Origin of the sequence: Enterobacter cloacae complex sp. ECL352 (genome assembly GCF_020149545.1) — a bacterium.
Taxonomy (GTDB): Bacteria; Pseudomonadota; Gammaproteobacteria; order Enterobacterales; family Enterobacteriaceae; genus Enterobacter; species Enterobacter asburiae_B.
Genome location: NZ_CP083709.1, coordinates 2,936,882 through 2,957,113, shown reverse-complemented (window position 1 = coordinate 2,957,113; position 20,232 = coordinate 2,936,882). Strand labels below are relative to the sequence as shown.

The 20,232-nt window shown below is 57.4% G+C and carries 19 protein-coding genes; 5 read left to right on the top strand and 14 right to left on the bottom strand.

What is annotated here, in order from left to right; translation table 11 throughout:
- Positions 1-48 precede the first annotated feature (48 nt).
- Entirely contained in the window at positions 49-948 is a 900-nt protein-coding gene (locus LBF07_RS14410) for a LysR family transcriptional regulator (RefSeq protein ID WP_094934492.1), read from the bottom strand.
- 108 nt (positions 949-1,056) lie between these two features.
- On the opposite strand from LBF07_RS14410, the gene LBF07_RS14405 reads away from it, so the two are divergent.
- Positions 1,057-2,058 carry a zinc-binding alcohol dehydrogenase family protein gene (locus LBF07_RS14405; RefSeq protein ID WP_112778042.1) on the top strand — a complete coding sequence of 334 codons (1,002 nt, stop codon included), beginning with the start codon at positions 1,057-1,059 and terminating at the stop codon, positions 2,056-2,058.
- A gap of 96 nt (positions 2,059-2,154) precedes the next feature.
- On the opposite strand, the gene nadR is transcribed toward LBF07_RS14405, so the two are convergent.
- The 3 genes from nadR to serB all read right to left on the bottom strand — a co-directional run bounded on the left by nadR (position 2,155) and on the right by serB (position 5,853).
- Positions 2,155-3,387, bottom strand: coding sequence for a multifunctional transcriptional regulator/nicotinamide-nucleotide adenylyltransferase/ribosylnicotinamide kinase NadR (gene nadR, locus LBF07_RS14400; RefSeq protein WP_015572616.1), 1,233 nt, complete (start codon positions 3,385-3,387; stop codon positions 2,155-2,157).
- Positions 3,388-3,424: 37 nt separating this feature from the next.
- Entirely contained in the window at positions 3,425-4,810 is a 1,386-nt protein-coding gene (gene radA / locus LBF07_RS14395) for a DNA repair protein RadA (RefSeq protein WP_014068810.1), read from the bottom strand.
- Between the two features lie 74 nt (positions 4,811-4,884).
- On the bottom strand, positions 4,885-5,853 hold the full coding sequence (gene serB, locus LBF07_RS14390; protein ID WP_023310325.1) for a phosphoserine phosphatase: 969 nt from the start codon (positions 5,851-5,853) through the stop codon (positions 4,885-4,887).
- A 117-nt stretch (positions 5,854-5,970) separates the two neighbouring features.
- Here serB and LBF07_RS14385 point away from each other — a divergent pair, with 117 nt between their 5' ends.
- On the top strand, positions 5,971-6,615 hold the full coding sequence (locus LBF07_RS14385) for a YtjB family periplasmic protein (protein WP_033144581.1): 645 nt from the start codon (positions 5,971-5,973) through the stop codon (positions 6,613-6,615).
- A gap of 39 nt (positions 6,616-6,654) precedes the next feature.
- Entirely contained in the window at positions 6,655-7,671 is a 1,017-nt protein-coding gene (lplA, locus tag LBF07_RS14380) for a lipoate--protein ligase LplA (protein WP_094934490.1), read from the top strand.
- 61 nt (positions 7,672-7,732) lie between these two features.
- Here lplA and deoD read toward each other — a convergent pair whose 3' ends face one another.
- From deoD to deoC, 4 genes are all read right to left on the bottom strand, one after another.
- The gene (gene deoD, locus LBF07_RS14375; RefSeq protein WP_010427122.1) at positions 7,733-8,455 is read right to left on the bottom strand and encodes a purine-nucleoside phosphorylase; all 723 of its coding nucleotides are present in this window, start codon (positions 8,453-8,455) and stop codon (positions 7,733-7,735) included.
- A 125-nt stretch (positions 8,456-8,580) separates the two neighbouring features.
- The gene (deoB, locus tag LBF07_RS14370; protein ID WP_033144579.1) at positions 8,581-9,804 is read right to left on the bottom strand and encodes a phosphopentomutase; all 1,224 of its coding nucleotides are present in this window, start codon (positions 9,802-9,804) and stop codon (positions 8,581-8,583) included.
- Positions 9,805-9,857: 53 nt separating this feature from the next.
- Positions 9,858-11,180 (bottom strand): thymidine phosphorylase, encoded by a 1,323-nt coding sequence (gene deoA, locus LBF07_RS14365; RefSeq protein ID WP_033144578.1) that lies wholly within the window; start codon positions 11,178-11,180, stop codon positions 9,858-9,860.
- A gap of 109 nt (positions 11,181-11,289) precedes the next feature.
- A complete protein-coding gene (deoC, locus tag LBF07_RS14360; protein ID WP_048975088.1) occupies positions 11,290-12,069 on the bottom strand; it encodes a deoxyribose-phosphate aldolase in 780 nt (259 codons plus the stop codon).
- A gap of 262 nt (positions 12,070-12,331) precedes the next feature.
- On the opposite strand from deoC, the gene LBF07_RS14355 reads away from it, so the two are divergent.
- Both LBF07_RS14355 and LBF07_RS14350 read left to right on the top strand, forming a co-directional pair.
- A complete protein-coding gene (locus tag LBF07_RS14355; protein ID WP_094934489.1) occupies positions 12,332-13,879 on the top strand; it encodes a YjjI family glycine radical enzyme in 1,548 nt (515 codons plus the stop codon).
- Positions 13,854-14,714: a YjjW family glycine radical enzyme activase gene (locus tag LBF07_RS14350; RefSeq protein ID WP_094934488.1), complete on the top strand. Its 861-nt coding sequence runs from the start codon at positions 13,854-13,856 to the stop codon at positions 14,712-14,714. The genes LBF07_RS14355 and LBF07_RS14350 overlap by 26 nt, the downstream gene beginning before the upstream one ends.
- On the opposite strand, the gene LBF07_RS14345 is transcribed toward LBF07_RS14350, so the two are convergent.
- From LBF07_RS14345 to yjjG, 6 genes are all read right to left on the bottom strand, one after another.
- Positions 14,709-15,491 (bottom strand): TatD family hydrolase, encoded by a 783-nt coding sequence (locus LBF07_RS14345; protein ID WP_039260898.1) that lies wholly within the window; start codon positions 15,489-15,491, stop codon positions 14,709-14,711. The two genes, LBF07_RS14350 and LBF07_RS14345, sit on opposite strands and share 6 nt — an antisense overlap.
- The gene (locus tag LBF07_RS14340; RefSeq protein WP_064673199.1) at positions 15,488-16,540 is read right to left on the bottom strand and encodes a patatin family protein; all 1,053 of its coding nucleotides are present in this window, start codon (positions 16,538-16,540) and stop codon (positions 15,488-15,490) included. The genes LBF07_RS14345 and LBF07_RS14340 overlap by 4 nt, the downstream gene beginning before the upstream one ends.
- Before the next feature lie 120 nt (positions 16,541-16,660).
- Positions 16,661-16,822, bottom strand: a complete 162-nt coding sequence (locus tag LBF07_RS14335; RefSeq protein WP_003856556.1) for a DUF1328 domain-containing protein — start codon at positions 16,820-16,822, stop codon at positions 16,661-16,663.
- Between the two features lie 127 nt (positions 16,823-16,949).
- Positions 16,950-17,567: a molecular chaperone OsmY gene (gene osmY / locus LBF07_RS14330; RefSeq protein WP_028015434.1), complete on the bottom strand. Its 618-nt coding sequence runs from the start codon at positions 17,565-17,567 to the stop codon at positions 16,950-16,952.
- 299 nt (positions 17,568-17,866) lie between these two features.
- On the bottom strand, positions 17,867-19,456 hold the full coding sequence (gene prfC / locus LBF07_RS14325; protein ID WP_112778043.1) for a peptide chain release factor 3: 1,590 nt from the start codon (positions 19,454-19,456) through the stop codon (positions 17,867-17,869).
- Positions 19,457-19,547: 91 nt separating this feature from the next.
- Complete coding sequence (yjjG, locus tag LBF07_RS14320; RefSeq protein ID WP_039260913.1) at positions 19,548-20,225, bottom strand: pyrimidine 5'-nucleotidase; 678 nt, start codon at positions 20,223-20,225, stop codon at positions 19,548-19,550.
- Positions 20,226-20,232 lie beyond the last annotated feature (7 nt).

Here is a 20,232-nt window from a genome sequence, read left to right as displayed (position 1 = left end):
CTGCGCACTTTGTAGGCCGGGTAAGGCGAAGCCGCCACCCGGCTTTTTTTATTTGCCCACGTAATACCGCTTCACCTCATCAAACTGCATTGCAAACTCGATATAGCTCATTAGCGCGGGCGAATTCAGCTTGCGGCTCGGATAGGCCAGCCACAGATCGTTACCTTCAACATTCCACTCCGGCAGTACCTGTACCAGCGCGCCCTTTTCGATCTTATCCTCCAGCAGAAATGCGGGTAACAGCGTGATCCCCGCCCCTGCAATCGCACATTCGCGGGCGTAGACAAGATTATCGGTCATGTGCGCGTTATCCGGCAGGTAGCGGTAATCCTCGCTCTCGCTTCGCAGAAGCCACTCCGACCACGCCCGGTGCGTGATACAGCAGTGCTCCACCAGCTGACGGGGATGCGTCAGCGGATCCCGACGCGCCAGATAGTCCGGTGAGGCCAGCATGTAGCGCGGGCAGTGCCCGATCATCCGGCCAATCAGGGAGGAGTCCTGCGGCTTGCCGGTGCGCAGCGCCACGTCAAAACCGGCCTCGACCAGATCCACCACGTCATCAGAGATCGACACATCCAGCGAAACGTCAGGATAGCGAAGCTGAAACTCGGCATTCATGTGCGCCAGCAGCGTCGCCCCAATTCCCGCCGGACAGGTGATCCGCAGCCGCCCGCTGGGATTTTCGCGCAGCCGCTGAATGGCGTACTCGGCCCGCTCGCTGGCCGCCAGCATCTCGCGACAGTGCACCAGATAGTGCTCGCCCGCAAACGTGAGGCTGATCCTGCGCGTGGTGCGGTTCAGAAGGCGGATCCCCACCTGCTGCTCCAGCTGGCTAATTCGCTGGCTAACGCTGGATTTCGGCAGTTCGGCTTTCTGCGCGGCAGCGGTAAAGCTGCCCATCTCCGCCACCAGCGCGAACAGCGCCATATCCTGCAGCTGCTTAAACATGATTGTTCATCCTGTACGAACGCTGAGTTCTTGATTGTCCATCTTATCACGCAGCTGGCCACTTTATAGACTAGCCTCAACAAAACGCATGCTATTGAGGAACACACCATGTCTGTTAAAGCTATTGCCGTTAACCCAGAAAATCCGTCCATCTTCATTGAAATCACCCCGCCAATGCCGCAGCCCGGCGAGCACGATCTGCTGGTAGAGGTGAAGGCCGTCTCCGTTAACCCGGTCGATACCAAAGTCCACGCGGGCATCGCTAAAAACGGGCTGAACGAGCCGCGCATCCTCGGCTGGGATGCCAGCGGGATCGTCAAAGCGGTGGGGGCTGGCGTGACCGGATTTAAGCCGGGTGACGAGGTCTGGTACGCGGGCGACATCACCCGCCCGGGCAGCAACACCACGCACCAGCTGATTGATGCACGCATAGTCGGCCACAAGCCTGCCAGCCTCGGCTGGGCGGCTGCCGCTGCACTGCCGTTGACCGCTCTCACCGCGTGGGAAGGTCTGTTTGAACGCCTGAACATTCAGGATGCCGGGGCGGACAAAACGCTGCTGATCATCGGCGGCGCGGGCGGCGTGGGATCGCTGGCGATCCCCTTTGCGAAGCACAACAGCAAGGTGAAGATCGTCGCAACGGCTTCACGAGAAGATTCCGCCCGGTGGTGCCGCGATCGCGGGGCTGATATTGTCGTCAACTACCGCGATCTGAAAGGCGAGCTGGCGAAACAGGGGCTCACCTTTGTGGATTACATTTTCATCCTCAACGACACCGACGGGCACTGGGATGCGGTCAGCGAACTGATTGCGCCGCAGGGGCATATCTGTTCCATCGTTGAAAATGAACGTCCGCTGAACCAGGACAAGCTGAAGTCCAAATCCGCCGCCCTGCACTGGGAGTTTATGTACACCCGCAGCATGTACCAGACCGCGGATATGGCGCGTCAGGGGGAGATCCTCAATGAGGTGGCAAAACTGGTGGATAACGGCGTGGTTGAAAGTTCGCTCAGCGAAACGCTGCACGGGCTGAGCGTGGAAAGCATTACCGAGGCGCACCGTAAAGTGCTGGAGGGACATATGCGGGGGAAAGTGGTGGTTGAGTTCTGAGTGGCTTGATGCCCTCACCCCGGCCCTCTCCCACAGGGAGAGGGAGGTTAAAGTCACCTCTCCCTTTGGGAGAGGGTTAGGGTGAGGGGTAAGTTTTTACCCCTGCTCCCCCATCATCTCCTTCACCAGCTCGACGCAGCGCAGGAAACGGGAGTCGTAGTCAGACTCTTCCACATGGACAAACTCAACGTTGTTCTCATTGAGCATCTCCACCAGCATGGTCTGAAACTCTCGCCTGTCCACGGAGCTGCCGAGGCTGCGCATGCCGTCGGCCACCCACGGGGTGTTGTTTTCCAGCAGGATCACCAGGTCAAAGCGGTATTCGTCAATCAGCGCCTGCACGAACGGGTGCTCGCGCCCTTCGTATTTTTTACAGAACGCCTGTGTGGTCACGAAATCGGTATCGATAAACGCCACTTTGTTGGCGTATTTGACCGCAAAATCAATGTACTGGGCATGTCCGAGCGCGATTTTGTCATAGTCGGAATACTGCAGCGCCATCTCGTCGCCGCCAAGGTGCGAGAAGACATAATCGCGGCCGTACTCCCACGCGCTGGTGGTGTTGAAGATGTTCGCCAGCTTGTTGACCAGCGTTGATTTACCGCTCGACTCGCCGCCCAGGATCGCGACGGTACGCACGAAGAACGGCTTCACCTCAGTCGGGATGTAATCCCAGTAGCGGAACGGGTTTTCGCGGATCTGCGCCCCGCTGATGTTCATAAAGGTGCGTTTCGGGTCGATCAGCACCGTCTCGATGCCCAGATGCTCGCGGAACTGCGGCGCGTCGGACTCTTCAGAGGTGTAGATCCAGTTAGGCGCAATGCCCTTCTCTTCCATAAACGCTTTGATGCCGTTGCTCCACACGTCCCAGCCGTGCGGATACGGCTCCATGCCCTCTTCGTTAAAGGCATGAATACGAATATTTTTCTGGTACTTAAATGTCTGGAGCAGCCAGCGCAGGCGGTCCGGCACGGTCGGCTGCTGCGACATGGCGCTGTCTTCAAACAGCTGACGGTCACGGGTTTCGTCGTAGCCCATGATGATGTGCAGCTCGTCAACCTGGCTACAGGCGCGCTGGATCAGATAGATATGTCCGGTATGCAGAGGGTAAAACTTGCCGAACACCACGCCGATGTTCTTTTGCATACGCGGGAACTCCAGCCCCAGAAAGCGGTGCAGCGCTTCGAGCTTCTGCGCGCTGGGGCTTTTGATTTTGGCGTTCAGCAGCTGGCTCAGGTAGCCTTTGGTCATACCGCTGGCGTCCGCCACCTGCTGCAGCGTGCAGCCCTTCTGGCGGATTGCGGTCTTGATGTAGTCAAATGATGACATAAATTACGGTGCCTCCTGCAAAATCAAATTTACGTAATTATAAGTCGTCAAAGACATTTAACGCATCTGCGAGTTTTTTCACGCCAAATACCTGCATCCCTTCCGGGATCTTTTTCGGCACGTTGGCGGCTGGAACTATCGCCCGGCGGAAACCGTGTTTTGCCGCCTCGGAGATACGCTCCTGGCCGCTGGGTACCGGACGGATTTCCCCGGCGAGGCCCACTTCGCCGAAGACCACCAGATCCTGCGGAAGCGGTCTGTCTCGCAGGCTGGAGACCATCGCCAGCAGCAGCGCCAGGTCTGCGCTGGTCTCCGTGACTTTGACGCCACCGACCACGTTAACGAAGACGTCCTGATCCGCCATCTGCAGCCCGCCGTGGCGGTGCAGCACCGCCAGCAGGATCGCCAGACGGTTCTGTTCCAGACCGACCGCCACGCGCCGCGGGTTGCCCATCATCGACACGTCCACCAGCGCCTGAATTTCGACAAGCAGCGGGCGCGTCCCTTCCCACAGCACCATCACCGAGCTACCGGAGGTGATCTCATCGCCACGGCTCAGGAAGATGGCCGACGGGTTGCTGACTTCGCGCAGCCCTTGTTCGGTCATGGCAAACACGCCCAGTTCATTCACCGCCCCAAAGCGGTTCTTGTGGCTGCGCAGGGTACGGAAACGGGAATCCGCGTCGCCGTCGAGCATCACGGAGCAGTCGATACAGTGTTCAAGCACCTTCGGTCCGGCCAGCGAGCCGTCTTTGGTCACGTGGCCGACCATCACAATCGCCACGCCGCGCGTTTTGGCAAAGCGCGTCAGGTAAGCCGCGGTTTCACGCACCTGCGCGACGCTGCCCGGCGAGGACTGAATGTCCGCCATGTGCATCACCTGGATGGAGTCGATCACCATCAGCTTCGGCTGCTCTTCTTCGGCAATCATGCAGATCTGCTCGATGCTGGTTTCGGAGAGCATGTTCAGGTTGCCGGTCGGCAGGCCCAGACGGTGCGCGCGCATCGCCACCTGCTGCAGAGACTCTTCGCCCGTGACGTACAGGGTTTTCATCTGTTCGGCAAGCTTGCAGAGCGTTTGCAGCAGCAGGGTCGATTTACCCGCGCCCGGGTTACCGCCGATCAGGATCGCGCTACCCGGCACCACGCCGCCGCCGAGCACGCGGTCAAACTCTTTGAACCCGGTGGAGAAGCGCGGCAGCTCTTCGAGGCTGATGTCCGAAAGTTTTTGCACCTTCGCCACGCCCGCGTTACCGGCATAGCCGCTCAGGCGCTCATTGCGCGCCACGCTCGGCGAAGCCGCCACACCACGCACTTCGGTGATGGTGTTCCAGGCATGACAGGCGCTGCATTGCCCCTGCCAGCGCGGATAATCCGCACCACATTCATTACAGACAAATGCGCGTTTTGGAGCTTTCGCCACGGTTTACCTCGTTATTTCTGTGCGGCCTGCGTGCCGGGTGGCGCTTACGCTTACCCGGCCTACAAAGCAGACCGTTATTTCTGATTAATGCTGCCGGAGAGAATGCAGAACACCCCCATCAGGTCAGCGTGACGGATAGTGACTTCCGTCTTTTCATTCACTTTTGGCTTGGCATGGTAGGCAATGCCCAGACCGGCGGCTTTGATCATCGGCAGGTCGTTCGCGCCATCGCCGATGGCGACGGTCTGGACAACCGGAATTTCATATTTTTCCGCCAGACGCGTCAGCGTATTGGCTTTGTACTGGGCATCTACGATATCGCCAATCACCTGGCCGGTCAGCTTGCCGTCCATGATCTCCAGCTCATTGGCCACCACGGTGGTCAGATGCAGTTTTTCCCGCAGGTAATCCGCGAAGAAGGTGAAGCCACCGGAGGCGATCGCCACCTTCCAGCCGAGGGACTGCAGCTTCAGCACCAGCTGCGTCAGCCCTGGCATCAGCGGCAGCACGTCGCGCACCTGGCGCAGAATGTTGGCGTCGGCCCCTTTCAGGGTCGCCACGCGCTGGCGCAGGCTGGCGGTGAAGTCCAGCTCGCCGCGCATCGCACGTTCGGTGACTTCCGCCACCAGCTCGCCGCTGCCCGCCAGCTTCGCAATCTCGTCAATACACTCGATCTGGATCGCCGTAGAATCCATGTCCATGACCAGCAGGCCCGGGGTTTTCAGATGCGGAATTTTACCCAGCGGCGCGACGTCCAGCCCGGCGTCATGCGCCAGACGCGTTGCGCGCTGCGTCAGGGAACCCGCCAGGCGAATAACCTGGTAGTCTTCCACGCACCAGGCGGCGACGATGACCATTGCCGCACCCAGCTTGCTTTGATACTGGGTCAGGCGTTGCTTATCCAGACCGCGTCCGTAGAGGAGCCAGCCGCTACGACCGGCGTGGTAATCCAGAGGCATCACCTCATCGCCACTTAAAGAGAGCGGCAATCCTGGCCATAAAGAGACATCCGTTGGCAGGTCACACCAGGTAATGTTCGGCATTAAAGCTCCTGTAATTTCGTTCGCGCCGGAAGGTTGCAGAGGGAAAATAACGCATGAGGCTACCCTGTAACCATCACTTCTGGCAACATTAAGCCGTAAATTTTCAGCAGGTGGAATATGGCTCGCGCAAAACTGAAATTCCGGCTCCATCGCGCCGTGATTGTCCTTTCCTGTCTCGCACTATTAGTGGTGCTGATGCAAGGGGCATCGTGGTTTAGCCAGAACCATCAACGGCAACGCAACCCGCAGTTTGAAGAGCTGGCCCGCACGCTGGCACGCCAGGTGACGCTCAACGTCGCGCCGTCCATGCGTACCGAAACGCCGGACGAGAAGCGGATAGGCCAGGTTTTACGCCTGCTCACGGAGAATAGCCGCATTCTTGATGCCGGCGTCTATGATGAGCAAGGCAACCTGATTGCCCGCGCTGGCGAACACGTCGACGTGCGCGACAGGCTGGCGCTGGACGGGAAAAAAGCCGGGGGCTACTTTAACCAGCAGATTGTCGAACCTATTCAGGGGAAGAATGGCCCGCTGGGCTATCTGCGCCTGACCCTCGATACCCACACCCTGCCTACTGAAGCCAAACAGGTCGATAATACCACCAATATTCTGCGCCTGATGCTGCTGCTTTCACTCGCCATCGGCGTTGTGCTGGCGCGCACCCTGCTTCGCGGCAAGCGCTCGCGCTGGCAGCAATCCCCGTTCCTGCTGACCGCCAGCAACTCCGTCCCCGAAGACGAAGAGAGCGAGAAGAAAGATTAGTGATAAAGTAGGCGAACGATTCGGAAAAGGAACTTTGCCATGACGACGTTACGCCTGCTTATCTCTGACTCTTACGATCCCTGGTTTAATCTCGCGGTAGAAGAGTGCATCTTCCGCCAGATGCCCGCCACCCAGCGCGTACTGTTTCTCTGGCGGAACGCCGATACGGTGGTCATCGGCCGCGCGCAAAACCCGTGGAAAGAGTGCAATACGCGGCGTATGGAAGAGGACAACGTCCGTCTCGCGCGCCGCAGCAGCGGCGGCGGCGCGGTGTTTCACGATCTGGGCAATACCTGCTTTACCTTTATGGCGGGCAAACCGGAATACGACAAAACCATCTCAACGTCCATCGTCCTCAACGCGCTCAATTCACTCGGCGTAACGGCGGAAGCGTCCGGGCGTAACGATCTGGTGGTGAAAACCCCCGAGGGCGACCGGAAGGTCTCCGGCTCCGCCTACCGCGAAACGATGGATCGCGGGTTCCACCACGGCACCCTGTTGCTGAACGCCGATCTGAGCCGTCTGGCGAACTACCTGAATCCGGATAAGAAAAAGCTCCAGGCCAAAGGAATTACCTCCGTGCGCGGCCGCGTGGCAAATCTGGTGGAACTGCTGCCGGGAATTACGCACGAGCAGATTTGCGATGCGATCCGTGACGCGTTCTTTGAACATTACGGCGAGCGCGTGGAAGCAGAAGTCATCTCCCCTGACAAAACCCCGGACCTGCCCAACTTCGCCGAAACCTTCGCCCGCCAGAGCAGCTGGGAATGGAACTTCGGTCAGGCTCCTGCGTTTTCCCATCTGCTTGATGAGCGTTTTACCTGGGGCGGCGTGGAGCTGCATTTTGACGTGGAGAAAGGCCATATCACCCGCACGCAGGTGTTTACCGATAGCCTGAACCCGGCACCATTAGAGGCGCTGGCGGCACGTTTGCAGGGCTGTTTGTACAGGGCAGATATGCTGCAGCAGGAATGCGACACGATGATTGGGGATTTCCCGGAGCAGGAAAAAGAGCTGCGGGAGCTGTCGGCGTGGATTGCACAGGGAGTGCGCTAGATGCGGTCTGGTGCCCTCACCCCGGCCCTCTCCCACAGGGAGAGGGAGGGAAGAGACAGAATTACTCTTTATCGCCCAGCAGAACGGATTCCAGCGCGATTTTGATCATGTCGTTGAAGGTGGTCTGACGCTCGGCAGCGGTGGTCTGCTCGTGGGTACGGATGTGGTCAGACACGGTGCAGATGGTCAGCGCTTTCGCACCAAACTCAGCCGCAACGCCGTAGATACCCGCCGCTTCCATTTCCACGCCCAGGATACCGTATTTTTCCATCACGTCGAACATCTCGCCGCCGTCCGGGGCATAGAACAGGTCAGCAGAGAAGATGTTACCCACGCGCGCTTCAACGCCCAGCGCTTTTGCCGCGTCAACCGCGTCACGCACCATGCCGAAGTCAGCAATCGCCGCGAAGTCATGGTCTTTGAAACGCATGCGGTTAACTTTGGAATCGGTGCAGGCACCCATACCGATAACGATGTCGCGCAGCTTAACGTCCATACGCACCGCGCCGCAGGAGCCAACGCGTATGATTTTCTTCACGCCGAAGTCGGTGATCAGCTCTTTGGTGTAGATAGAGCAGGATGGGATACCCATACCGTGGCCCATAACGGAGATTTTGCGGCCTTTATAGGTACCGGTGAAGCCCAGCATGCCGCGAACGTTGTTCACTTCACGCACGTCTTCCAGGAAAGTTTCTGCAATGTGCTTCGCGCGCAGCGGGTCGCCCGGCATCAATACGACGTCAGCGAAATCACCCATTTCTGCATTAATGTGAGGAGTTGCCATCTTCAGTTCCTTTTACATTGTTGTTTTTGCCGGGTGGCGGCTACGCCTGACCCGGCCTACATTCTGTTCTCCCTCTCCCTGTGGGAGAGGGTCGGGGTGAGGGCATCAGGCCGCACCCAATCCGTTTAGAACATGGCCTTGCCATATTCCATGTCAGACGTACCAAAGTATTTCGCCAGGGTCTGGCCGATGTCCGCGAAGGTTTCACGGTGACCGAGCGAGCCCGGCTTCACTTTCGGGCCGTACACCAGCACCGGAATGTGCTCACGGGTGTGGTCGGTACCGGTCCAGGTTGGGTCACAGCCGTGGTCCGCGGTCAGGATCAGAATGTCATCTTCACCTACCAGCTCCATCAGCTCCGGCAGACGGCGGTCGAACAGCTCAAGACCCGCTGCATAGCCCGCAACGTCGCGACGGTGGCCCCAGGAGGAGTCGAAGTCCACGAAGTTGGTGAAGACGATAGTCTTGTCGCCCGCTTCTTTCATCTCTTTGATGGTGGCATCAAACAGCGCGTCCAGACCGGTGGCTTTCACTTTTTTGGTGATGCCGCAGTTGGCGTAGATATCCGCGATTTTACCCACGGAAACCACGTGGCCGTCTTTCTCTTCAACCAGCTTCTGCAGTACGGTCGGTGCCGGTGGCTCAACGGCCAGGTCGTGACGGTTACCGGTACGCTGGAAGTTACCCGCTTTGTCGCCGATGAACGGACGCGCGATCACGCGGCCGATGTTGTAGCCGCCTTCGGTCAGCTCTTCACGGGCGATTTCGCACAGCTCGTAGAGTTTATCCAGGCCAAACGTCTCTTCATGGCACGCAATCTGGAACACGGAGTCAGCAGAGGTGTAGAAAATCGGCTTGCCGGTTTTCATGTGCTCTTCGCCGAGCTGATCCAGTATCACGGTACCGGAAGAGTGGCAGTTACCGAGGTAGCCCGGCAGGTTGGCACGCTTCACCAGCTTATCGAGCAGCTCCTGCGGGAAGCTGTTCTCGTGATCGGAGAAGTAACCCCAGTCGAACAGCACCGGCACACCGGCGATTTCCCAGTGGCCAGACGGGGTGTCTTTACCGGAGGAGAGCTCGTGAGCCCAGGCGTAGGCGCCCACGACTTCCGCGTTGCCGTCCATACCGGCTGCGATTTTACCGGTAGAACCTTCATGCGCTTTCACCAGACCAAGGCGGGTCAGGTTAGGTAGAGTCAGAGGGCCTTTACGACCGTTGTCCGCCTCGCCTTTTGCACAGGCTTCCGCGATATGGCCCATGGTATCGGAACCCACGTCACCAAAACGTTCTGCATCTTCGGTTGCGCCGATGCCGAATGAGTCCAGCACCATAATAAATGCACGTTTCATAATTGTTCTCCGTACGTAGTGCTTCAAAAATTATCGATCAGATCAGTATACCGCTATTCGGTGATACGGCGATAGACAGTCGGTGTGGTTTCCGGCGCTTTATCGTCAAGCGTAATTGCCGCTTTCACCGCTTTAGCCGCTTCCTGCCAGCTGGCTTCGTCTTTCGCGTGGATCACCGCAAGCGGACGTTGACCGTCAACGCTGTCGCCCAGACGGGCCATATCGGTAAAGCCGACGCTGTAATCAATGGTGTCTGACGCCTGACGACGGCCGCCGCCCATCGAGACCACCGCCATACCCAGCGCACGGGTGTCCATTGCAGAGACATACCCTTCGCTATCGGCATACACCGCTTTGCTAAGCGTCGCGGTTGGCAGGTATTTCGCGTAGTTTTCGACGAAATCGGTCGGGCCTTTCTGGGCTGCAACCATGCGGCCGAAAATATCCGCCGCTTTGCCGTTATCCAGCACCGCCTGCAGTTTCGCGCGCGCTTCCGCATCATCTTTGGCCAGCTTGCCGGAGATTAACATCTCAACGCACAGCGCCATGGTGACGTCGAACAGACGCGGGTTGCGGTATTCACCGGTGAGGAACTGTACCGCTTCACGCACTTCGACGGCGTTACCGGCGCTGGACGCCAGCACCTGGTTCATGTCGGTGAGCAGCGCGGTGGTGCGCACGCCCGCGCCGTTGGAGACGCCAACGATCGCTTCGGCAAGCGCAGCAGAAAGTTCATAGGTCGGCATAAAGGCGCCGCTGCCGACCTTCACGTCCATCACCAGCGCGTCCAGCCCTTCTGCCAGTTTCTTCGCCAGGATAGAGGCGGTGATCAGCGGGATGGAGTCAACGGTCGCGGTGATGTCGCGGGTCGCGTAGAAACGCTTGTCTGCCGGAGCAAGAGAGCTGGTCTGGCCGATAATCGCCACACCAACATCTTTAATAATGTCGCGGAAGCGGTTGTCGTCCGGGAAGATATCGAAGCCCGGAATGGCTTCCAGTTTGTCGAGCGTACCGCCGGTGTGGCCCAGGCCGCGCCCGGAGATCATCGGGATGTAACCGCCGCAGGCTGCAACCATTGGGCCGAGCATCAGAGACGTCACGTCACCCACGCCGCCGGTGGAGTGCTTATCCACAATCGGACCGTTAAGGTTGAGGCTTTTCCAGTCCAGAACGGTTCCTGAATCTCGCATCGCCATGGTCAGCGACACGCGCTCAGGCATCGACATATCGTGGAAGAAAATGGTCATCGCCAGAGCCGCAATCTGCCCTTCTGAGACGGTGTTATCACGAATGCCGTTGATGAAGAAGCGGATCTCTTCATCGCTTAATGCATGACCATCACGTTTTTTACGAATAATTTCTTGTGCGAGAAACACGGTAACCTCCATGCGGAATCGGGGGAGTTGTGGCGGGTGGCGCTACGCTTACCCGCCCTACGATCCTGTCGACCGGATGAGCGAAGCGTCATCCGGCATTGTCTGGCAATCAGTAGCTGCTTGCGCTCTTACCGTCGCCGTGACCCAGCGCTTTCAGCAGGCTGGCCAGCAGGCTGGACGCACCGAAGCGGTAGTGACGGGAATCGGCCCAGTCGGCGCCAAACAGTTCGTCGGCAATCGCCAGGAACTGCTGCGCGTCTTCAGCAGTACGCACGCCGCCCGCAGGTTTGAAACCAACGGTTTTGGATACGCCCATGTCGCGGATCACTTCCATCATGATGCGCGCGCTTTCCGGGGTCGCATTCACCGGCACTTTACCGGTAGAGGTTTTAATGAAATCCGCACCGGCTTTGATGGAGATTTCAGACGCCTTACGAATCAGCGCCTCTTCTTTCAGCTCGCCGGTTTCGATGATCACTTTCAGCAGCACATTTGCCGCCGCGCACGCGTCTTTACAGGCTTTCACCAGGTCAAAACCGACCTGCTCGTTGCCGGCGATCAGCGCACGGTACGGGAACACAACGTCAACTTCGTCTGCGCCGTAGGCAATCGCCGCGCGGGTTTCTGCCAGCGCAATCTCGATATCGTCGTTGCCATGCGGGAAGTTAGTTACGGTTGCAATACGCACGTCCGGCGTACCCTGCGCTTTCAGAGTCTTACGGGCAATCGGGATAAAGCGCGGGTAGATACAGATGGCTGCGGTGTTACCCACCGGCGTTTTCGCCTGATGGCACAGGGCGATGACTTTTTCATTGGTGTCGTCATCGTTCAGGGTGGTCAGGTCCATCAGTTTCAACGCGCGCAGGCTGCTTGCAGTTAAATCGGTCATAACATTCTCCAACGGCAGTGCCGTATAAATTTTACCTTGCGGGTCTGTGAGTATTCTAACATTCACCCGCATCCACACTTCGACATTCATCACAGTTAATGAAAACTGCATACAAATTTGCATTACTGTAATGAGATCTTCTTCAAACTTTAGCGCGTAAATTGCTGACTAAAGCAGCGATACCCCCTGTCGGATCAAAAGCCCCGACAGGCTGGCTTTCTACAATCCGTTCATCATCCGCAGAACACTCAAGGAAGCGACTATGCCCCACTCCAGCCCCGACGCCCTGCAACAACGTTGCCAGCACATTGTGACAAGCCCGGTGTTAACCCCGGAACAAAAACGTCATTTTCTGGCGCTGGAAGCGGAGAACAACCTGCCTTACCCGGCACTTCCTGAGGCCGCACGAGCCGCGCTGGACGAGGGGGTTATCTGCGACATGTTCGAAGGCCATGCGCCTTACAAACCCCGTTACGTTCTGCCGGATTACGCAAAATTTCTGGCTAACGGTTCAGAGTGGCTGGAGCTGGAAGGCGCGAAAGATCTCGACGACGCCCTCTCGCTGTTAACCATCCTCTACCATCATGTTCCGTCCGTCACATCGATGCCGGTCTATCTCGGTCAGCTTGATGCGATATTGACCCCACATGTTAGAATTCTAACACAAGAAGAGATCGATAGCCGAATAAAACGTTTCTGGCGCTATCTCGACCGTACGCTGCCGGATGCGTTTATGCACGCAAACATCGGGCCTGAAGATACGCCCGTCACGCGCGCCATTCTGCGTGCCGATGCAGAGCTGAAGCAGGTCGCGCCGAACCTGACCTTTATCTACGATCCCGATATCACCCCACATGATTTGCTGCTTGAGGTGGCGAAAAACATTTGTGAATGCAGCAAACCGCATATTTCTAATGGCCCGATGAATGATAAAATTTTCACAAAAGGCCGTTATGGTGTGGTGAGCTGTTACAACTCCCTGCCGCTTGCAGGCGGCGGCAGCACCCTGGTGCGCCTTAACCTCAAAGCCATTGCTGAACGCAGCGCATCCATTGACGACTTCTTCACCCGCACGCTCCCGCACTACTGCCAGCAGCAAATTGCCATCATCGATGCACGCTGCGGTTTCCTTTACGAGCAATCTGGCTTCTTTGAGAATAGCTTCCTGGTAAAAGAGGGGCTGATTGATGCGGAACGGTTTGTACCCATGTTTGGCATGTACGGCCTGGCGGAAGCGGTCAACGCGCTCTGTGAGAAAGCAGGAATAGCGGGACGCTACGGAAAGGATGAACAGGCCAACGCGCTGGGCTATCGCATCAGCGAGCAGCTCGCGGCGTTCGTTGAAAGCACGCCGGTGAAGCACGGCTGGAAGCATCGCGCGATGCTTCACGCGCAGTCGGGGATCAGTTCCGATTCGGGCACCACGCCGGGCGCGCGCCTGCCTTACGGCGACGAGCCGGATCCCATCAGCCATCTGCTGGCCGTTGCGCCGCATCACAAACACTATCACTCCGGAATCAGCGATATTCTCACCCTGGAGGAGACGGTCAAACGCAACCCGCAGGCGGTGGTTCAGCTTTGCCTGGGCGCGTTCAGGGCCGGTATGCGTGAATTTACCGCCAACGTAGCGGGTAACGATCTGGTCCGCGTGACCGGCTACATGGTTCGCTTGTCGGACCTGGAGAAATACCGGGAAGCCGGATCGCGCACCAATACCACGTGGCTGGGGGAAGAGGCCGCACGCAATACCCGTATTCTGGAACGTCAGCCGCGCGTGGTTAGCCATGAACAGCAGATGCGCTTTAGTTAGTCAGGTCATTCCTTTTTCCTGCGTGGACGGGCCGGGCAGCCGCCTGGCGCTGTTCCTGCAGGGCTGCAACCTGCGCTGTAAAACCTGCCACAACCCGTGGACGATCGGCCGCTGCAACGACTGCGGGGACTGCGTGCCCCACTGCCCGCACGACGCGCTGACGATTCAGGCCGGACGCGTCTGGTGGCAGGAGAATGACTGCCAGCAGTGCGACACCTGCCTGCATTTGTGCCAGCAGCAGGCAACGCCTATGGCGCACCGCTTCAGCGTGGAAGAGATCCTCACTCAGGTCCGCAAATCCGCACCGTTTATCGAAGGGATCACCGTCAGCGGCGGCGAAGCCACAACGCAATTGCCGTTTTTGATCGCCCTGTTCACCGCGATCAAAGCCGATCCCGCCCTGCGTCACCTCACCTGCCTGGTAGACAGCAACGGTCTGTTAAGCGAAACCGGCTGGCAAAAGCTGCTGCCGGTACTGGATGGCGCAATGCTGGATCTGAAGGCGTGGGGGAACGAGCATCACCGTTTCCTGACCGGACGCGAAAACCCGCAGATCAAGCAGAGCATCCGCTGGCTGGCAGATCGTCACCGTTTGACGGAACTCCGCCTGCTGGTGATTCCGGAGCTGTGTGATTATCTGGAACATCTCAAACCGCTAACGACCTTTATCCACGGGCTTGGAAATGTTCCGGTACGCATCAACGCATTTCATGCGCATGGCGTTTACGGTGAGGCTGCGTCGTGGCGCAGCGCCACGCCCGAGGACGTTGAACCGCTGGCGCGGGCGCTGGAAAAACAGAAGATAACGGTGATTCGTCCGGCACTTTACCTATAGCGTGATGCCAAATACCGAACGGGTATTTTCCAGCAGCGCATCGGCAATCACCTCTTCAGGCTCTTTTCGCAGTTCACACAGGGTGGTAAACACGCGCGCCGCCTGTTCCGGGCGATTCGGCTGGCCCTGAAAACCATTCAGCGGCATATCCGGCGCGTCGGTTTCCAGCAGAAGCGCCGACAGCGGCAGCTGGGCCATCACGTCACGGGTTTTACTGGCGCGCGGATAGGTAATGGTGCCACCGACGCCGATTTTATAGCCCAGCTCAATAAAACGCTGCGCCTGCTGCAGGCTGCCGGAGAAACCGTGTACGACGCCCCTGCGCGGCAGATCGATGCGTTTCAGGTGCATCGCCAGCTTATCGTGCGTGCGTCTCGAATGGAGGATCACCGGCAGATCGTGGCGCTTCGCCAGCCTGAGCTGCGCGTCGAGGATCGTCTGCTGGCGCTCAAACTGCGGATCCTCGCGATAAAGATCGAGGCCGATCTCACCGATGGCGACAAGTTTGTCTCCTGCGGTCTGCACGACCTCATCAAGCCTCTCAATGTGCTCATCAAGATGCCGTTCAATAACAATCGGATGCAGGCCGAGCGCGGCATAGAGCGCTGGGTGCCGCATGGAAAGATCCAACACCCGGGAAAAATAGGCCGCTTCCACTGCCGGCACAATGATGGCCTGAACCCCTGCCTCAGCCGCTTTCGCTATGCTTTGCGCTTCATCCCCCGTAAACGGCGGAAAATCAAAGTGGCAGTGGGTATCGACAAAGCGGAGCGTCACGCCAGATCCTCGTTATCCAGTAAAGCGTCATTCGCCTGCGGAATATCCACCAGCGGCATCGTCAGGGCGTCGTTGGCGACAATCGCAGGCGGCAAAATAATGCGTTTATGGCGATGAAGCGGCGGTTGCTCCGCCAGCATTTTCCCCACCGTCGCCAGGAAGTAACGCCCGCACAGCCGCCCCGTTTTGTAATCCATGCGCAGCGCAGGGACGCGGCTGCCCAGGGCCATGCTCAGCAGCGGCTTAGGCGGATAGATTTCAAAAATACGCAGCTTGCCCGGCGGTTTTTCAATGAAGCGCTGCATCGCGCCGTAGGTGGTTTCATGCTGCTTCGCGATGTTCACCAGCGGCTGCAGGCTGCTGTCGCCCAACCAGCGCTCCATCCGTTTGAACCACTGGGGCGTGTAATACATTTGCGACGGTACGGTACGGATCACCACAATGGTTTTCGCCCCGCGCCGGGCGGCTTCCTGCACCGGCACCGCGTCACTGATCCCCCCGTCCAGATAGCTAATGCCGTCCAGCAGGGCACCGGTACGATAAAAGCCGGGGATCGCGCTGGAGGCGCGGATGATGTCCAGCCAGTTCTCCTTCTGAGGAGAAAAATAGCCCGGCGAATAGTCATCGCCCCGGCTGGCGCACATCCAGAACTCTTTGCCGCTATCAAACAGACGGGCAGCGGTATCCATGGCCAGAGGCATCTGGCTGGAGGTCGACTCCAGCAGCCAGTCAAGATCGATCAGGTTACCGCCGCGCACAAAGCGCACCGGATTAAAAAATTCTTTCGCCGTGGTGTAGCGCATGATGACCTTTCGCGCGTAGCCGGGCTGGTTACATACATAGGCAGAGAGGTTCTGCGCCCCGGCAGAGGTGCCGAAGTAAAGGTCAAACGGGTTGAACTGCGCGCGCATAAATTCATCCAGCACGCCGGCGGTGAAGATGCCGCGCTGCCCTCCCCCCTCGCAAACCAGTGCGAGTTGTCCTGAGCGAAACGGCTTTAACGTCAGCGGCGCAATATTGCCGAGCGTAACGGGAATTCGTTGCCCCACCTCTGCTTTCCTGTTTTGATTATTTTATAACACCACAGTAACGCACCCGACCTGTTACGCAAATAAGAAAAAGCCAGTCACAGTGACTGGCTTTATTTTGTTGAAGGAATATTGCGTTTGCTACGGACGTCTACGACCCGTAAACAGGCTGACCAGGAACAGAATAATACCCACAACGAAGACAATTTTAGCTGCCCATGCCGCTGTACCTGCCAGTCCACCAAAGCCCAATGCGGCGGCAATTAACGCGATAACCAGAAATATAATGCCCCAACGAAACATAAGCTTCTCCTTTACCATAGTTAATGTCGGCCGCTAAACGTGAGCGCTCAGGTCACTCACCGGCGTTTTTCCAGAGTCGTTCTTATTTCGCCCGCAGGTTTTAACCAGACGGGCGAATGGTCCAGATTTACTTCGTTTTCAGATCGTTTTTAACGCTTTTCACACCGTCAATCGCTTTCGCGATGGACTCGGCGCGTTCACTTTGCGCCTGCGAATCTACAGTACCGGAGAGCTGAACCACACCATCGGTGGTTTCCACTTTCACCTTGCGGGACGGCACGATGTCATCTGCTAAAAGTTTAGCTTTGATTTCGCTGGTGGTGGCTGCATCACCGGCATAACCTTTCACCGACGCGTTTTTACCGTCACGTACGTGCAGCTTATCGCTGACGGACGCAACGCCTTCAACGCCTTTCGCGACTTTCACCGCCTGTTCGGCCTGAGCCTGGCTTTCCACGAAGCCGCTCAGCGTGACCACTTTCTTGTCGGTCTTAACGGAAATATCGGTACTTTTGATGGCTTCATCATCCACCAGTGCGGCTTTCACTTTTGCTGTGATTGAGCTGTCGTCCATGAAGTTGCCGACTTTATTCATAGAGCTATCGATTTTTTGCCCTGCGGTATCGGCCGTGGACTGGGCTTTATCCATTGTGCTGCTTTCCGCCAGGGCGGAACCGCTCACCAGAACGCTACCCAGTGTTACAGCCAGCAGAGTTTTCGAAATCTTCAGTCTTGTCATATTCATCGATCTATTCCTGTGTTTACCCGTTATTCGGGCTACATACTTCCTTAGTAGTTTTATATATTGCGAATAAACACACGGGTAAAATGGATAACCTAAAGTCATGCATTGAACAGTTAATTTATCCACGCCCGGTGTTAAACACTGAGTTAAATATAGATCACTCTCACAGAGCCGCTTTCAGAATTGGGTAAAAAACGCGCGAATAGCGTGAAATTGCGTTGAATTAAGAACATTCCGCAAGGGATTAATAAGACAGGAATTAAAGAAGAGCACGGCGGCAGCCGTGCTCTGAGAGGGGATTAGTGCTCGCGGGTTTTACGGAACTGAACGTCAGGGTAACGTTCCTGCGTCAGGTTCAGGTTCACCATGGTTGGCGCGATATAGGTCAGGTTATCGCCGCCATCCAGAGCCAGCTGAATTTCGTTCTTACGCTTAAATTCTTCGAATTTCTTCACGTCAGAACACTCAACCCAGCGCGCGGTCGCGACGTTCACAGACTCGTAAATCGCTTCCACGTTGTACTCGCTCTTCAGACGCGCGACAACCACGTCGAACTGCAGCACGCCGACCGCACCCACGATCAGATCGTTGTTCGCGATTGGGCGGAACACCTGCACGGCGCCCTCTTCGGAGAGCTGAACCAGTCCTTTCAGCAGCTGTTTCTGCTTCAGCGGATCGCGCAGACGAATGCGACGGAACAGCTCCGGCGCGAAGTTCGGAATACCGGTGAACTTCATCATTTCACCCTGGGTGAAGGTATCGCCGATCTGAATCGTGCCGTGGTTGTGCAGACCGATGATGTCGCCCGGATACGCCTCTTCAACGTGCGAACGGTCGCCCGCCATAAAGGTCAGCGCATCGGAGATCACCACGTCTTTCCCGGTACGCACCTGGCGCAGCTTCATGCCCTTTTCATACTTACCGGACACCACGCGCATAAAGGCCACGCGGTCGCGGTGTTTCGGGTCCATGTTGGCCTGAATTTTGAACACGAAGCCGGTGAATTTCTCTTCCTTCGCTTCCACTTCACGGGTGTCGGTTTTACGCGGCATCGGGCGCGGCGCCCACTCCACCAGACCGTCCAGCATGTGGTCAACGCCGAAGTTACCCAGTGCGGTACCGAAGAAGACCGGGGTAATTTCGCCGCTCAGGAACAGCTCTTTGTCGAATTCGTGAGACGCGCCTTTGACCAGCTCCAGCTCGTCGCGCAGCTGCGCGGCCAGCTCTTCGCCGACTGCCGCGTCCAGCTCAGGGTTATCCAGACCTTTCACCACGCGAACGTCCTGAATGGTGTGGCCTTTACCGGTCTGATACAGGTAGGTTTCGTCTTTATAGAGGTGATACACCCCTTTGAACAGCTTACCGCAGCCAATTGGCCAGGTGATTGGCGCACAGGCGATTTTCAGCTCGCTTTCCACTTCGTCCATCACTTCCATCGGGTCACGGATGTCGCGGTCGAGTTTGTTCATAAAGGTGAGGATCGGCGTATCGCGCAGACGGGTGACTTCCATCAGCTTGCGGGTCCTGTCTTCTACACCTTTCGCGGCGTCGATCACCATCAGACAGCAGTCCACCGCCGTCAGGGTACGGTAGGTATCTTCGGAGAAGTCTTCGTGGCCCGGGGTGTCCAGCAGGTTCACCAAGCAGTCGTGATACGGGAACTGCATCACGGAGGTGGTAATCGAAATACCACGCTGCTTTTCCATCTCCATCCAGTCAGATTTTGCATGCTGGCTGGAGCCACGGCCTTTAACGGTACCCGCAGTCTGGATCGCCTGTCCGAACAGCAACACCTTCTCAGTGATGGTCGTTTTACCGGCATCCGGGTGCGAGATAATGGCAAAAGTGCGGCGCTTGGCCACCTCTTGCAGATAAGGAGACAACGTCATAATTAAATCTTCTTTTATAAGCGCGGCAGCACGCCACGCATCATGGAATACAAAATTGCGGCTATTTTACCCATCAATGGGGGGCAGGCAATCATTGTTTACACAGGAGTTGCTCCAGTTCGTTCAACGACGTCACGGTCCAGGTCGGCTCGATGCCTTCAGGCTTCACGCGGCCATGCGCGTTGAGCCAGACGGTCGACAAACCTGACTTCATGCCGCCCAGGATATCTGACTCTGCCGTATCACCCACCATCAGAACGCGATCGCGGTCAGGATGACCGGCCTGGGCCAGCGCGTAGTCGAAAATACGCGGATCCGGTTTAGGTACGCCCACCTCTTCGGAGATCACCAGCGCGTCGAAATGATCGCGCAGGCCGGTGCGCTCGAGGCGGATCTGCTGCAGGGCGGTAAAACCGTTGGTGATGATCCCCAGTTTCACCTTGCCTTTCAACGCATTCAGCAGGGAAACCGCCCCCGGCAGTGGCGCACAGATATCGGCCATCGCGTTCAGGAAGGCATCGTTCAGCGTTCCCGGACTGACCTTTAAGCGTTCCGCCCAGACGTCAAAACGCTGGTGCTGAAGCTGTAACGCGGTGATGGCACCGTTCTGGTAATCCACCCACAGCGGCTTGTTTACCGCCTGATAGTCCTGAAAATCTTCAGCGGTGAAGGTCACGCTATAGTCGAGAAACATCCGCTGCAGGCCGCCGAACGAGTCAAACGTAAACAGCGTTTCGTCGGCATCAAAGAAAATCCAGTCCCATTTCATCGTTACA

Bases quoted from the DNA above. Each gene is read 5' to 3' on its own strand.
- LBF07_RS14410 (WP_094934492.1), bottom strand. From the start codon at position 948: ATGTTTAAGCAGCTGCAGGATATGGCGCTGTTCGCGCTGGTGGCGGAG.
- LBF07_RS14405 (WP_112778042.1), top strand. From the start codon at position 1,057: ATGTCTGTTAAAGCTATTGCCGTTAACCCAGAAAATCCGTCCATCTTC.
- nadR (WP_015572616.1), bottom strand. From the start codon at position 3,387: ATGTCATCATTTGACTACATCAAGACCGCAATCCGCCAGAAGGGCTGC.
- serB (WP_023310325.1), bottom strand. From the start codon at position 5,853: ATGCCGAACATTACCTGGTGTGACCTGCCAACGGATGTCTCTTTATGG.
- LBF07_RS14385 (WP_033144581.1), top strand. From the start codon at position 5,971: ATGGCTCGCGCAAAACTGAAATTCCGGCTCCATCGCGCCGTGATTGTC.
- lplA (WP_094934490.1), top strand. From the start codon at position 6,655: ATGACGACGTTACGCCTGCTTATCTCTGACTCTTACGATCCCTGGTTT.
- deoD (WP_010427122.1), bottom strand. From the start codon at position 8,455: ATGGCAACTCCTCACATTAATGCAGAAATGGGTGATTTCGCTGACGTC.
- deoB (WP_033144579.1), bottom strand. From the start codon at position 9,804: ATGAAACGTGCATTTATTATGGTGCTGGACTCATTCGGCATCGGCGCA.
- deoC (WP_048975088.1), bottom strand. From the start codon at position 12,069: ATGACCGATTTAACTGCAAGCAGCCTGCGCGCGTTGAAACTGATGGAC.
- LBF07_RS14355 (WP_094934489.1), top strand. From the start codon at position 12,332: ATGCCCCACTCCAGCCCCGACGCCCTGCAACAACGTTGCCAGCACATT.
- LBF07_RS14350 (WP_094934488.1), top strand. From the start codon at position 13,854: ATGAACAGCAGATGCGCTTTAGTTAGTCAGGTCATTCCTTTTTCCTGC.
- LBF07_RS14335 (WP_003856556.1), bottom strand. From the start codon at position 16,822: ATGTTTCGTTGGGGCATTATATTTCTGGTTATCGCGTTAATTGCCGCC.
- osmY (WP_028015434.1), bottom strand. From the start codon at position 17,567: ATGAATATGACAAGACTGAAGATTTCGAAAACTCTGCTGGCTGTAACA.
- prfC (WP_112778043.1), bottom strand. From the start codon at position 19,456: ATGACGTTGTCTCCTTATCTGCAAGAGGTGGCCAAGCGCCGCACTTTT.
- yjjG (WP_039260913.1), bottom strand. From the start codon at position 20,225: ATGAAATGGGACTGGATTTTCTTTGATGCCGACGAAACGCTGTTTACG.